The sequence below is a fragment of the Xanthomonas sp. NCPPB 3005 genome, assembly GCF_041228095.2.
Taxonomy (GTDB): Bacteria; Pseudomonadota; Gammaproteobacteria; order Xanthomonadales; family Xanthomonadaceae; genus Xanthomonas_A; species Xanthomonas_A bonasiae.
This window is the reverse complement of record NZ_CP166096.2, coordinates 3,937,008-3,950,814: the sequence shown is the minus strand read 5'-3', so window position 1 is coordinate 3,950,814 and position 13,807 is coordinate 3,937,008. Positions and strand designations below refer to the sequence as shown.

At 66.8% G+C, this 13,807-nt stretch carries 12 protein-coding genes and 1 tRNA gene; 5 read left to right on the top strand and 8 right to left on the bottom strand.

Annotated elements, in window-relative coordinates; all coding sequences use genetic code 11:
- The first annotated feature begins 61 nt into the window (after positions 1–61).
- The 5 genes from lspA (at position 62) to AB8810_RS16975 (ending at position 3,470) form a co-directional block, all read left to right on the top strand.
- Positions 62–565 carry a signal peptidase II gene (lspA, locus tag AB8810_RS16995; RefSeq protein WP_179570798.1) on the top strand — a complete coding sequence of 168 codons (504 nt, stop codon included), beginning with the start codon at positions 62–64 and terminating at the stop codon, positions 563–565.
- Between the two features lie 7 nt (positions 566–572).
- The gene (gene ispH / locus AB8810_RS16990) at positions 573–1,523 is read left to right on the top strand and encodes a 4-hydroxy-3-methylbut-2-enyl diphosphate reductase (RefSeq protein ID WP_369914326.1); all 951 of its coding nucleotides are present in this window, start codon (positions 573–575) and stop codon (positions 1,521–1,523) included.
- 35 nt (positions 1,524–1,558) lie between these two features.
- Positions 1,559–1,634: transfer RNA gene (locus tag AB8810_RS16985), tRNA-Thr, on the top strand.
- A gap of 244 nt (positions 1,635–1,878) precedes the next feature.
- Positions 1,879–2,373 carry a DUF4365 domain-containing protein gene (locus AB8810_RS16980; RefSeq protein WP_369914324.1) on the top strand — a complete coding sequence of 165 codons (495 nt, stop codon included), beginning with the start codon at positions 1,879–1,881 and terminating at the stop codon, positions 2,371–2,373.
- Entirely contained in the window at positions 2,370–3,470 is a 1,101-nt protein-coding gene (locus AB8810_RS16975; RefSeq protein ID WP_369914323.1) for a hypothetical protein, read from the top strand. Before AB8810_RS16980 ends, AB8810_RS16975 begins: the two co-directional genes overlap by 4 nt.
- A 456-nt stretch (positions 3,471–3,926) precedes the next feature.
- Here AB8810_RS16975 and AB8810_RS16970 read toward each other — a convergent pair whose 3' ends face one another.
- From AB8810_RS16970 to AB8810_RS16935, 8 genes are all read right to left on the bottom strand, one after another.
- On the bottom strand, positions 3,927–4,364 hold the full coding sequence (locus tag AB8810_RS16970) for a hypothetical protein (protein ID WP_369914322.1): 438 nt from the start codon (positions 4,362–4,364) through the stop codon (positions 3,927–3,929).
- Positions 4,365–4,549: 185 nt separating this feature from the next.
- Positions 4,550–6,289 carry a peptidase M61 gene (locus AB8810_RS16965; protein ID WP_369914321.1) on the bottom strand — a complete coding sequence of 580 codons (1,740 nt, stop codon included), beginning with the start codon at positions 6,287–6,289 and terminating at the stop codon, positions 4,550–4,552.
- A gap of 25 nt (positions 6,290–6,314) precedes the next feature.
- The gene (locus tag AB8810_RS16960; RefSeq protein WP_369914320.1) at positions 6,315–8,018 is read right to left on the bottom strand and encodes a hypothetical protein; all 1,704 of its coding nucleotides are present in this window, start codon (positions 8,016–8,018) and stop codon (positions 6,315–6,317) included.
- A complete protein-coding gene (locus AB8810_RS16955) occupies positions 8,015–8,458 on the bottom strand; it encodes a RidA family protein (RefSeq protein ID WP_369914319.1) in 444 nt (147 codons plus the stop codon). The genes AB8810_RS16960 and AB8810_RS16955 overlap by 4 nt, the downstream gene beginning before the upstream one ends.
- Positions 8,455–9,732 (bottom strand): aminotransferase class V-fold PLP-dependent enzyme, encoded by a 1,278-nt coding sequence (locus tag AB8810_RS16950; RefSeq protein WP_369914318.1) that lies wholly within the window; start codon positions 9,730–9,732, stop codon positions 8,455–8,457. The genes AB8810_RS16955 and AB8810_RS16950 overlap by 4 nt, the downstream gene beginning before the upstream one ends.
- 28 nt (positions 9,733–9,760) lie before the next feature.
- Positions 9,761–10,288 (bottom strand): RidA family protein, encoded by a 528-nt coding sequence (locus tag AB8810_RS16945; RefSeq protein ID WP_206229884.1) that lies wholly within the window; start codon positions 10,286–10,288, stop codon positions 9,761–9,763.
- Entirely contained in the window at positions 10,285–12,324 is a 2,040-nt protein-coding gene (locus AB8810_RS16940) for an amidohydrolase family protein (RefSeq protein WP_369914317.1), read from the bottom strand. The genes AB8810_RS16945 and AB8810_RS16940 overlap by 4 nt, the downstream gene beginning before the upstream one ends.
- Positions 12,321–13,805, bottom strand: a complete 1,485-nt coding sequence (locus tag AB8810_RS16935; protein ID WP_369914316.1) for a hypothetical protein — start codon at positions 13,803–13,805, stop codon at positions 12,321–12,323. The genes AB8810_RS16940 and AB8810_RS16935 overlap by 4 nt, the downstream gene beginning before the upstream one ends.
- Positions 13,806–13,807 lie beyond the last annotated feature (2 nt).

Genomic DNA, 13,807 nt, shown 5'->3' with positions numbered 1-13,807 from the left:
CGCCGGCGTCCCCGCGTAGATTTCCGTTGCATCCATCCTTCGCCCGAGGCGGACCCCGCGCATGACCGTACGACCCAACCCCTCCGCCCTGATCTGGCTGCTGCTGTCCGCGCTGGTGATCGGCCTGGACCAGTGGAGCAAGGCCTGGGTGCTGTCCAGCCTGCCCGAGTTCACCGCGGTGCCGGTGATCGACGGCTTCTGGAATTGGTACCGGACCTACAACACCGGCGCCGCGTTCAGTTTCCTGAGCCAGGCCGGCGGCTGGCAGCTGTGGTTCTTCACCGCGCTGGCGGTGGGCATCAGCGGCCTGCTGGCCTGGTGGCTGGCGCGCACCCCGCGCGGCGACTGGCGCAGCGCAATGCCTTACGCCCTGGTCATCGGCGGCGCGATCGGTAACGTGATCGACCGGCTGATGCACGGCCACGTGGTCGATTTCATCCAGTGGTACGTGGGCGACCACTACTGGCCCTCGTTCAACATCGCCGACTCGGCGATCGTCGCCGGCGCCGTGGGCATCGCCCTGTTCGGCGTGTTCGACGGCAAGTCGAAGCGAAAAGCGGGATAATTGGCGCATGGACGTCCTGCTCGCCAATCCCCGTGGTTTCTGCGCCGGCGTCGACCGTGCGATCGAGATCGTCAAACGCGCCATCGAGACCCTGGGCGCGCCGATCTACGTGCGCCACGAGGTGGTGCACAACCGCTTCGTGGTCGACGACCTGAAGCAGCGCGGCGCGATCTTCGTCGAGGAACTGGACGAGGTGCCCGACGGCAACACGGTCATCTTCAGCGCCCATGGCGTGTCCCAGGCGGTGCGCCAGGAGGCCGAGCGGCGCGGGCTGAGGGTGTTCGACGCGACCTGCCCGCTGGTCACCAAGGTCCATTTCGAGGTGGCCCGGCACTGCCGCGCAGGCCGCGACGTGGTGCTGATCGGCCACGCCGGCCACCCCGAGGTGGAGGGCACGATGGGCCAGTGGAACCGCGAACGCGGCGCCGGGCGCATCTACCTGGTCGAGGACATCGAGCAGGTCGCCACGCTGGACATCCAGCAGCCGGAGAACCTGGCCTACACCACCCAGACCACGCTGTCGGTGGACGACACCCGCGGCATCATCGACGCGCTGCGCGAGCGCTACCCGGCGATGCAGGGGCCGAAGAACGACGACATCTGCTACGCCACCCAGAACCGCCAGGACGCGGTGCGCGACCTGGCCAAACAGTGCGACCTGGTGCTGGTGGTCGGCTCGCCGAACAGCTCCAATTCCAACCGGCTCAGCGAGCTGGCGCGACGCGACGGGGTGGAGTCCTACCTGATCGACGGCGCCGACGAGATCGACCCGGCCTGGGTCGCCGGCAAGCGCCGCATCGGCCTGACCGCCGGCGCCTCGGCGCCGCAGGTGCTGGTGGACGGGGTCATCGCGCGGCTGCGCGAGCTGGGCGCCGACGGCGTCGGCGAACTGGCCGGCGAACCGGAGTCGATGGTGTTCGCCCTGCCCAAGGAACTGCGCCTGCGCCTGGTCAATTGACCGGCGGCCGGCGCCCCCCTAGAATTGGCGGTTCAGCCGGAATAGCTCAGTTGGTAGAGCGGCGCATTCGTAATGCGTAGGTCGTAGGTTCGATTCCTATTTCCGGCACCATTAAATCAATGACTTACGGAGAGCCGGCCTAGTGCCGGCTTTTTCGTAATTGCACGGTACTGCAGGCAAAGCCTGGCGGCTTCGGAGGCCATTCTCACGCTCAGTAACCAATGGCGCGCATGATCCGTTACAGTCATGCGAGTGGGTAGGACCATGATGGAGCAACTAGCGCTCGCATCCTGGTCATACGGAATAGCCCGGTGCCGTTGTGGGCACTTGGCGTAATGGAGGCGTGTCCACGGCGATGCACATCACTTCGCGCAAAGAGCAATTCAATCGAGCCTTTGTCGGCGCGTTGGCGGCGCAAGCGGGCATCAATTCCTCGGTGCCGGTCGTTGACAATGACAGCGTCGACATCACGTTCATTGGCAAGGACTTTCCTGGCCTGATACGTGATCCGCAGATTAGTTTCCAGCTGAAGTGCACCCACCAGGATTTAAGGGTGGGTGACAATATTAACTTCTCACTCAGTCGAAAGAACTATGACGACCTGCGAGAGGTTAGGTTGAGCATTCCACGCTATCTGGCTGTGATGGAAGTTCCCGGCAACTGCGATGACTGGTCGCAGCACATCACCGAGGGAGTGCTACTTCGGACCCACTGCTACTGGGTATCGTTGAAGGGCCTTCCGCAAATTGATCAGCAATCGATCACAGTCAATGTCCCGCTGACACAGTTGCTAACCAGCGCTTCACTGGCCAACCTTCTTTCGCTTGCAAGCGAGCGGAGGGACGCATGATGGGCATTACGCTCAGTCAGTTGCGTGACTACCTCCTGGTGCAACGTTGGTCACTAATTGCCGCGCCCGATGCCTTCCTTGAGGTTTGGAGATATGGCGACGCGAATGGTGACGAAATTTTATTGCCAACCGAGCACGCTATCGACAAAGAGTTCTTGCTGCTAGAGGTGCTAAAGAAGCTCGCTATTATCAGGGGGCTAAGTGTTGGCGATCTGTCGCAAGAGGTTCGTGAGAGTACGGAGAATCTTATATCAATTCGTGTCGCTCATCCTGACGTTTATGATGGAAGTATTCCGCTTGAAGATGGGATTGCGCTGAACGCGAATGCAAAAGAGTTGATTTCTGCTGCGGCAAACGCCGTACTCGAAAGGCGATCCCTTTATCAGGGGAGACCGCCTGCGCTGGTGTCGGCGCTACTTCAGAATGCGCGTCTCGGCCAGACGACTCACGGCAGCTACGTGATTCACGTCTTCTGCAAAGATCCATCGCAGAACGAACAGCCGATGGATTTCGCGCGTGTTACAACCCGCACATTGGAGTCCGCCTTATTTGGTCTCAAAGAGGCCCTTGATAGCTACCAGGTAACTCAGAATCCGATTTCCTTTGAAGCGGCATTGATGCGCGGAGCAAGCGCGAATCTTTGTGAAGCGATTGCCCGATTCTCTGGAAAGGATCGCGCACGAACGGTTGAGATTAGCTTGAATACGAGTGCGGTCGATCAGTTGGCGCCTTCGCCGCGCACAACCATCGAATTTCCTCCTTCGCATCAGCCATATTTGCGGGTTGCCGCCGAGTACTATCGCCAGACATACACTCTGTCGAACGAAACAATAATCGGAGTTGTTGAGAGGCTAGATAGGCGGGTTGAGCAAGATGCTGGTCTAGTTCGTGTCGCCACGACGCTCTCGAATGGTGTGCAGCGCAGTGTCACTGTTCAGTTGAAGGCGAGCGAATATCCAGATGCAATCCATGCTCATGAAAACAAGCAGCTGGTACAGGTTAGCGGCAGCGTGATCGTAACGCCGCGAGCGGCCAGTATGGTGGAGCCAACCGGTTTTAGAATTTTTGGCAACTTTGATCTGTTCGGTAGCTCGTAAAGAAAGGGTGCGGCAATTCCCTTGGTGAGCTGTCGGGGGCAATGTAATCTCACAGTACCTAAGCGGTGTGCCGCGACTGATGGTGCGGTTTTACATGAACGCCGGCACTCACGCCTAATCCAGCTGCACCTTGGCGCTATTCGTTGCGCTCCACATGAACCTGCGGCGGGGCTTTGGTCGCGAACTTGTGACGGCTAGGCGCGATTACTGAGGCGTTGTCCTTCTTCCTCTGCTTCTTGCCGACTTCGCCGATGCACGCGATCGGCGCCCACCATTTCCCGGCGTAAGGTCAATCCCTGCTGCGCGCCAAATTTCGACATATTGTTATAGTTGCGCTGTTATCGCCTATGTTTTGCGCCTGGCGTACAGACATTCCGCGCCAACGATGACCATCCGTAACTTGCGGTCGTACTCGGTCTGGTCGAGTTCCCTGTACTCCATGTCGACCTCCAGCGGCTATTGAGAGCCAGAGCCACAACTCCGCGAGGCTTCACCTTCCTTGGCTGGGGGTGACTTCTTGGAGTCCTTCGTAAGTACGTCGTTTGCAGCGATTACGTCGATATCAGTGCCGCCACGCTTTATGTCGTCTGCTACTTTCCAGTGCAGCGTATTGCCCTGTTGCTCCGCCCGGACCAAGACGATGGCTTGATTGCGTATGCTCTCGACAGCCAGGACGGCTGTATTGCCTACTGCCGTTCCGACAATGCTCCCCTCGTCGGTCTGCCGCAGGTTGACGAGTGCGCCACCGAAGTCGCCACAGATACGGTCGCCGTCCTGCACGAGCGTAACGTTGAAACCACCGCAATCAAGCTGTGGATTTGTTTTGTCGCACCACTTTACCGACCATGCGCCATTGAAATCGGCTTTTGCAGCTTGCGCGATTGGGCTGGACATGCAAGCAACCAAGCCAGCGCACGAGGTCAATAGAAAAGTCGCCACCGTGCCGCGTGTGGATCTTCGGATTGCCATATGGTTCTCCTACCTTTTTACAGCTGGCAGTCTAGCCAAAGATGGAGTCTGGTCCTACTTTTCCAGGCTAGGGATTTTCCTACTTTGGCGTCAGGAAACGTCTCTGTCGGCTACTCTGCGTGCGTGGTGGCGGGCAGCGAGCAATTGGTGTCCGCGACGCCGGGCTTGCGCTGCCATTGCCACGTTGCCACGGTCTCACCACGCGGCTTGTACGAGATCGTCAATGGCTTGCCGTCGCGCTTCAACTGCAAAGTGAGAATCCCATCCTGCTCCCCCTGCAACTGATCCTGGCCGACCGGGCGAGTGATCTCGTCGCCGTTGCGGACGCCGGCCTTGGCAGCCGCCGAGTCGGGGATCAGGTCGCGGACGATGCGCGGGGATTCGGTCAGCGCCGCGGGGGCGAAGCCGAGTTCGTAGCGGCGCATGGGCTGGGAGATGCGTTCGAAGCAGGGGCCGAAGGCGTCGCTGGCCGGGAGCGGTGCGGCGCCTTCGAGCATGGCGTGCAGTTGGCGGACCGCGTCTTCGCCGAGGTTGTCGCGCAGCAGCGCTTCCCAGTCGGCGATGCCGAGCGGCTTGTCGCCTTGTCGGCGGTGCAGCATCGCCAGGATCAGATCGTCCAGCGATTTGCGGCCGCCGCTCGCTTTGCGCATCGCGTCGTCCACGGTGACGAAATACAGGAAGCCGCGATCGTAGGGCAGGGTGCGGATGCGGGTGTCCTGCCAGAACTTCGTGGACACTTCGCTGTTGGGGGCGTTGCCCAGGAGGTTGGTGTAATAGCGGGCGGCAGTGAAGTTGAGGTCTTTCAGGAACGCATCGGCGTCGATCATGCCGTAGCGGAATGGCAGGCGCGCCTGGTAGAACACCGCCGTGCCTTCGTTGAACCAGGCATCGGCGAGCGTCTCGCCGTCGTACTGCGAACTCATGTGCGGCTGGAAGGTGTGGAACATCTCGTGGGCGAGGGTCAGTTCCAGCTGTTCCGGATCGTTGCCGCGGTCGTCGTCGTAGGTGACGATGAAGGAGTTGTACATGCCCATGCCGCCGCCGGGGTTGACCCGGTTGCGGCGCAGGAACACGCCGTAGGGCGTGGCCGGCACGGCGAAGAAGGCCTGGTAGTGCTGACGCAGATGTTGGGTCCACGCCAGCAGTTTTTGCGCGTCGAACGGGGTGTTGCCCTGCCAGGCGGAGAAGAAGCCGGTGGCGTCGGGCGCCTGCGGGTACAGGCCGATCTTGCCGGCCATGAAGTAGCTGCTGTCCAGCGCTTCCATGCCGACGTCGCGGGCGTTGCGGTCCTGCAGGCTGCTCACGGCATGCGCGTCGGCGCCCAGCGCGGACAGGTCCCAGTGCAGCTCGATGTCGTGCCGGCCGCTGGTCGGATGCAGCAGGAAGGTGGCGCCAGCGCCGGAGAAGGCGCCTTCCTCGTTGCGCAGTTCGATGGGCGGCGCGGCGCCGCGCGCGGCCAGCGCTTCGGTCATCGCCGCTCGATAGGAGAAACGCAGGGTGCCTGCGACAGCGCGCTCGGCGTACCACTCGCGCTGCCGGGCCGGGCCTTCGCCTTGGTCGCGATAGCGCAACTGCACGGCGCCTTGATCGTCGCGCGCGGCCAGTTCGCCGACGCTGGCGGCGATGGTGGGCACGTTGCTGGTCACGTGCGGCATCGCCAGCACGGTGGTGCCGGCCGGCGTGGCCGGCAGCGGGATGGCTTCGTCCACCAGCAGTGCCTCGATCCTGCTGCCGGCGGCGTCCGCCTGCGCATGGATGGTGATCGCGTAGGGCGCATCGGTCGCGGCCAGGGCAGGAGACGCGGCCGCGGCGAGGGCGAGGAACAGGCAGCGTTGGCGTGGCATCTTCATCGGCAAGGGTCGCGGCAGGTGGGGATCAGGGCGAACAGCGGGCGGCCAGCGCCGGATCGACGGCGAAGCGCCAGGCGTCCACGCGCGCGCTGCGCGGCAGGTAGTCGATCTGCACCGGCTTGCCGTCGCGCTCCAGTTTCAGCTGCATGTGCGTGTGCTCGTCGGCCATCGCCTGTTCCAGCGGGGTGTAGTCGACGATGCGGTCGTTTTCCTGCACCCCGGCACGGGCGGCGGCGGACTCGGGCAGCAGGTTCTTGACCACGCCCATGCGCATGCGATCGAAGCCGAGTTCGAACGGCTGGTGCGGCGCCGGCACCACGCGGTAGCAGCCGTACGCCGGCGCGGGCGGCACGATCAGCTTGCCGGCGACCATCGCGTCGAACTCGCTGCCGGCGCCGGCGCCGAGTTCGCGCACCACCATCGCGCGCCATTCGGGTACGCCGATGGTCTCGCCGGCGCGCTGGCGCTTGAGCACTTCCAGGACAAGGTCGTCCACCGAATGCGCCTGCCGGCCATGCTGGCGCAGCTGCGCATCGACGCTCACCAGGTACATGAAGCCGCGGCCGTACGGCACGCGCTGGGCGCGCGCGTCCTTCCAGAAACGTTCGCCGGCGGCGCTGTTGTCGAGCGCGCGGAACGGGTTGTCGTAGTAGCCGTCGGCGCGGTGGTTGATCGCCTGCAGGAAGGCGTCCTTGTCGTACACGCCGGCGCGCAGCGACAGCAGCAGCGAGTAGAACTCGGCGGTGCCTTCGGTGTACCAGGCGGTGAGCGCGTGCTCTTCGCCGTCGAGCTTGGGCCAGGTGTGGGCCATCTCGTGCGCCAGCAGCGCCTGCGGACCCTCGGCGATGGTCTGGCCCTGCGGCCCGTAGCCGAACATGAAGGAGTGCGCCAGGCCGGTGCCGCCGCCCGCTGGATACGGATTGCGGCGGGCGAAGGCGCGATAGTCCGAGCCGTCGTCGCCGAAGAAGCGCGCCATGTAGCGGTACAGCTGCCCGGTCTGCTTGGCCAGCAGTTGCGCGTCGAACGGCGGGGTGTCCATCCAGTAGAAATGGAAGACGTCGTCGTCGTTTTCCGGCACCCGGTGCATCGCGCCGACGGCGTAGTAGGAGAAGCGCAGCAGGTCGGTCGGCGCGGTGGTGCGCTGCTCGCCTTCGCCGACGCTCCACACGCCGCGCGCACCGGCCGGCAGCGCGCTCAGGTCCCAGCGCAGATGGATCTGGCGTGGCGCCTCGCCCGGCGGCAACGCCATGAAGTAGACGCCGGCGCCCATCAGGCCGCCGTCCTGCGCGCGCAGGTCGAACAGCGGGCCGTTGCGGGTGTCGGCATCGACCTTGCGCGGCGGCGTGGCGTAGTCGACGTCGACGTCGCCGACGCTGGCGCGGGTGGCGAGGTAGTTGCGGTACTTGCCGGACGGGTCGGGCGCTTCGTCGACGGCGCGCAGCGGCAGGGCGCCGCGTGCGTCGCGCACCTGGATCTGTTCGGCGCTGTAGGCGGCGGTCGGCGTGGAGACCAATTCCACCGGCATGCGCAGCAGCGGCGCGCCTGTGGCGACCTTGGGCGCGGGCAGGTGCAGGTGCACCTGCAGCGCGCCGATCCGGCCGGCGTCGGCCTTGGGCGTGAGCACCACGTCGAGCTGGACCGGGGCTGTCGGCGGTTCGGCGGCGAGCGCGGCGCAGGCCGGCGCCAGGAGCAGGGCGAGGGGGAGCCAGCGGAAGGTGCGTGCGGTCATGGTGTGGCCTGGGGCAGGTAGGCGATGCATTCGATTTCCACCTTGGCGCCCAGCGCCAGGGCGTTGGCGCCGATGGCGCTGCGTGCGGGCAGGTGGCCGGGTTTGAAACGGCGCACGTACAGGGCGTTGAACGCGGGCCATTGCGCCATGTCGGTCAGCATCACCGTGCACTTGGCGACGTCGTCCATGCCGGCGCCGGCCAGGGCCAGGGCGCTGGCGACGTTGTCCAGCGCGTTGTTGGCCTGGGCGCTGAACTCCTCGGGCAATCCGCCCGGCGCGGCGCTGCCGATCTGGCCGGAGACGTAGAGCGTGTCGCCGGCACGCACCGCGGCCGAGAACGGCGCGCCGGGCGCGGTGCCGTAGTGGTGCAACGCTGCCGGCGCGGCCTGTGCGGTCCATGGCAGCAGCGTGCACAGCAATAGCAATGGGAGTCGCTTCATGACAGGGCCTCGATCAGGCGTTCGACATCGTCGCTGCCGTTGTAGAACGACGGCGACACGCGGAAGTAGTTGCGGTACAGGGTGACTTCGACGCCGGCGGCCTTCAGCTTCGGCGCCAATCGCTTGCCGACGTCGCGCTGGGCGAAGGACACCAGCGCGGAGCTGGAATCGGGCGGGGTCATCGCGTCGAAGCCGAGCCGCGGGATCGCGGCGTGCAGGCGCGCCAGCAGCGGTTGCCGCCATTGTTGGATCGCGTCCACGCCGATGCGCTCGATCAGTTCCAGCGACGTCGCCAGCGCGGCGGCGGCGGAATTGTTGAGCGTGCCGACCTCGATCTTGCCGGCCAGGCCGCCGATCGCCTGCGTCTCCAGCGGCGGCTCGCCGGGCGGGTCGAACGGCAGGATGTGCGAGACCGTTTCGCCTTCCTGGCGGTAGCCCCATACCATCTGCCGCAACGCGTCCTGGCTGCCGCGGCGCGCATACATCACGCCCAGGCCGAAGTCGCCCATCAGCCATTTGTAGGTGGAGCTGGCGGCGAAATCCACGCCGCTGCCGTGCAGGTCGATCGGGGTGTTGCCGGCGGCCTGGATCAGGTCGGCGTAGACCAGCGCGCCGCGGCTGTGGGCGAGGTCGCAGACCGCCTTGAGGTCGTGCTGGAAACCGTTGACGCTGGACACTAGGGTCAGCGCGACCAGGCGCGTGCCCGGGATGATCGCCTTGTCCAGATCCTCCAGGCGGATGCGGTTGTCGTGCGGGCGCACCACCTGCACGTCGAGGCCGCGCTTGGCCAGTTCCATGTACATGAACAGCGAGCCGTTGAAATGGTAGGCGTCGGTGACCACGCGTTGGCGGCTGTGCGGGATGCCCAAGCCGTTGAGTACCAGGTTCTCGCCGAACATGGTGCTGGGAATCCACGCCAGTTCGTCGCGGTCCGCATGCAGCAGCCGGCCCAGCGCGGCCATCGCGCGCTCGCGGTCGCCGCCCATGTCGACCTTGTCGGCTCCGGCGTTCATCAGCCGCGCATCGAGGAAGCCGCGCTGCGCCTGCGCGGCGGCACGGCTGACCGGATGCATGTAGGCGCCGTTGAGATAGCAGCCGGCGATCTCGAAGGCCTGGTTGAGGCCTTGCGGGCCGCGTGCGGGCGTGGACGCAGTGGCTGTGGCCGCGGCGGCATTGCCGGCGAGGCCGGACAGCGCGGCGGACAGCGGCAGCGCGCCGGCGGCCGCCAGCAAGTGCCGGCGGGTGGGATCGAAACGGGGCGAGCGCGTGTCCATGGTGGCGTTCCGGCAGGCGAGGGTCAGTTCAATGCAGTTCGGCTTCGGCTTCGATCTCGACCGGGATGCCGAACGGAAGCTCGGCCATGCCGACAGCGCTGCGTGCATGTTGGCCCAGTTCCGGCCCCCACAGCGCCAGCAGCAGGTCCGAGCAGCCGTTGATCACGTTCGGCAGGCGCTGGAAGCCGGGCGCGCAGCGGACCATGCCGAACACGCGCACCCAGCGCTTGATCCGCTCCAGGCTGCCCAGGCTGCGTTCCAGGCTGGCCAGCATCGACAGGGCGGTGGCGCGCGCGGCGGCATAGCCCTGGGCTTCGTCCAACTCGTCGCCGACGCGGCCGACGCCGCCGGCCATGCTGCCGTCGGCATGTTGCGGGCCGTGGCCGGAGATCAGCACGCGGGTGCCGATCACGTGCACCGGCGCGAACGGCAGGATCACCCCGTCGGGCACGCGCAGCGGCGGCGGCAGGGTCATGCCGAGCGCACGCAGGCGCGCGCTCACGGTGTCGGATGGGGGGACGTGCGGGGTCTGCATGGGATGGGGGATCGGGCTCATTGAAGTTTCTTTGGGGCCGGCGCGAACGGGGCCACGCCCAGGGCGCGGTAGATCTCGGCGGGCAGGTACAGGGACTGGTCCTTCACTACCAGCGCGGGCTGGCGGATCGCGGGGATGTCGGTGGTCGGATCGCCGGGCAGCAGCACGAAGTCGGCCTGCTTGCCCGGATGCACGCTGCCGAGCCGGTCGGTGCGGCCGAAATGCTGCTCGCTCTGCCAGGTGCCGGCGCGCAGCGCCTGCTGCGGGGTCAGCCCGGCGGCGACGTACAGCTCCAGTTCGCGGTGCACGGTGAAGCCGGTGGTGTCGTCGGTGCCGGGCAGCAGCACGGTGCCCTGGCGGTGCAGGCGGCCGATCAGTTGCAGGGTCTTGTCCAGCGCCTGCCGGTAGTGCGCATCGGTCTGCGCGTCGAGGTCGGGGACGAAGGTGCGCTGGCGGTAGCGCTGGTAGGCGATCGGCATGTGCGACAGGTACGGCGCATCGGCGGGCAGTACGCTGCCGGCGCGGCTGAGCATCAGCCGCTCCAGGATCACGTCGGTGGTGTCCAGGGCGATGTCGCGCTGGCGCATCAATTCCAGCGTATGGCGCACGTTCGGCGCGTCGAGGTCGAGCGCGGCCACGCGCTTCATCGCGGTCAGCCGCAGCGGCGTGCGCGTGTCTTCCTCGGGAGACAGCACCCAGCCCAGCATCAACTGGTTGATGTGGGTGATCTCGTCGTAGCCGGCGGCGATCATCGCGTCGGCGTTGGTGAAGGCCGGGATGTGCCCGGTGACGCCCATGCCCAGCGCATGCGCGCGATCGGCGATCGGCGCCACCCACGCCGGGTTCATCGAGTTGTAGAGCTTGATCTGCCAGTAGCCGTGGGCCTTGTACCAGGCGACGTCTTTCAGCGCGTCGTCCAGCGTATCGACGACGAAGCCGTTGCGCGCCGAGTACGCGCTGCGGCCTTCCAGGAAGCCATTGCGCACGATGCGCGGGCCGGCGATCTCGCCGCGTTCGATGCGCGCGGTCAGGTCGAGCAGGAAGGTGTTGTCGTTGCCCATGTCGCGGGTGTTGGTGACGCCCGCGGCCAGGTACCACAGTCCGGAGGACAGGGTGCTGTGCGAATGCATGTCGTGCAGGCCGGGGATCACCGTGCCGCCGTTGCCGTCGTAGACGCTGTCGCCGGGCGCCGGCTGCCAGCGCGCGTCCATCGAGACGATGTGCCCGTCGGCGACATGCAGGTTCACCGCGTCGCTGCGCAGTCCGTTGACCGGATCGAACACATGCACGTTGCGCAGCCACAGGCCGCGCGTCAGCGGATGCGCGAGCTGGCGCTGCAATGCCTGCGCATGGGCGAACTGCTGCGCCTTCACCGCGTCGGCGATGGTCGCCACCTGCGCCTGGTAGCCGTCGCGGATCGCCACGGCGTCGTCGTCGATGTCGGCCAGCAGGGCGTCGTCGGCATCGACGGCGAGGTAGTGCGGTTCCAGGTCCAGGCCGGACAGCCGCAGCAGCCGCGCCTGCAGCGGCGGCGCCCCGGCCTGGCCTTGCAGCGCCAGCGTGCCGACCAGTTCCAGTTGCATGCGGCCGCTGGGCAGCACGTCCAGGGCATGCTCGGGCGCGGCCAGCAAGGCCTTGGCGTAGGTCCACATCGCCCACGGACTGCTGTCGTTGGTGATGTACAGCGCCGGCCGCGGCTGCGGCCGGCGGCCGCTGTCGGCCTGGCTGCTCCATTCGGCGACGCCGTCGCGCCATCGGTAGCGCTCGGCGACCTGGCCGCCCATCAGCGAGGTGCCGGTGACCGACCAGGCCAGCGGCAGCGCGTGCTCGCCGAGCACGATCGTCTCGTGGTGCTTGGGGCCGCGGCCGTTGTTGTCGACGTGGTAATCGACTTCGTAGGTGTCGCCGTCGGCCGTGGCCTTCAGGTAGCCGACGTTCTCGCCGTTGGCGATCAGCACCAGCGATTGCGGCGCGGTGGCGGCGCTCGCGGCGTGGCCGGCGAACGTGCCGGCGAGGGCGAGGGCGAGGGCGGCGGACAGCGGCAGCGTGCGGGTCATTGCAGGAAGTCCTTCAGCAGGCTGTGCAACTGCGGGCGCAATGCGTCTTCCGCGAACACCGCATGGCCGCCGGGCAGCAGGCGGAAATCGATGCGCGCCGGATCCAGGGCGCTGTGGTGCAGCGCGTACCAGGGGCCGAGCGCGGGCACGGCCAGGTCGTAGTAGCCGTTGAGCGCCAGCACATGGAAGCCGGGATTGGCCTGCGCCAGCCGCGCCAGGTTCGGGGTGGGATTGAAGCGCAGCGCGCTGCCGAACGGGCGCGGGCCGGCGCCATCGTCGGCGGCGAAGCGCCAGGCCATGGCGATGTCGATGTCCAGGCTGACGTAGTCGCGCGGCAACGCAGTGCCGAACAGGCCGTGCAGGTAGTCGGCCATCACCGTGGAGGTGATCTGGTTGCTGCGGCCCAGGCCGAGCGCCGGATCGTTGGCGGCCGAGGGCCGGCCGTTGTCCGCCGCGTGCGGCGCCGGCAGCGGCGCGGCGATGCGGCTGTCGAGCCGGCCGATCTGCCGGCCGTCGGCGGCGAGCACGCCGAGCCGGAAGGTTTCGACATCGGGACGCAGGTCGGCCGTCAGCAGCGCTTGCGCCGGCAGGCCCAGCAGCGCGGCCAGGCGCGCGGCGATGCGGCTGCGTGCGTCGGCGGGCAAGGCGCTGCCCTGCAACAGGGCCTGTGCGTAGTCGCCGAGCGCGAACGTACGCGCCTGCGCATAGACGCTTGCGACCGGTTGCCCGGCCAGTTCGCCCTTGCCGTGGGCGGCGGCGGCGACGATCAGCGAGGGCAGGTCGAACATCGCGCGCAGGTCGTTGCCGGGGCTGTCGTCGCCGCTGGTGGCGTCGAGCAGCGGCGAGACCAGCAGCACGCCGGCCGGACGCAGGTCGGCGATGTCCGCGGCGAGCAGGGCGAGCCGGTAGCCGCCGTAGCTTTCGCCGGCGATGTACAGCGGCGCGCGTTCGCGCCCGTGCGTCTTCAGCCAGTGGCGGATCATCGCCTCCACGGCCTTGGCGTCGCCGTGGTCGGACCAGTAGCGCGCGCGTGCGCCGGCATCGGCCGGGGCCTGGCTGAAGCCGGTGCCGGGCGGGTCGATGAACACCAGGTCGGCGGCATCGAGAATGCTGTGCGGATTGGCGATCAGCGTCTGCCGTTTGCCGTTGCGCACGCGCAGCCGCGGGCCGAGGCCTTCCACCTGCAATACCGACGATGCGCCAGGCCCGCCGTTGAAGGCGAACAGCACCGGCCGCGTACCGGCATCGGTGCGCTCGGCCAGATAGCCGATGGCGCTGATCGAGGCGGCGCGGGCGCCGTCCGCGGCGGCGAAGTCGAGTTGGTCGAAGCTGACCCGATAGCGCAGCCGCTGCTCGCCGAGGCGGGACTGCTGCGGGCTGGACAGCAGGGTCGGTCGCGGCAGCGGTGCCGCGTCGTCGGCGACTGCGGCGAACGGCAGCGCCGTGCACAGCAGCAGGGCCAGGCCGTGGATCCATTTCATCG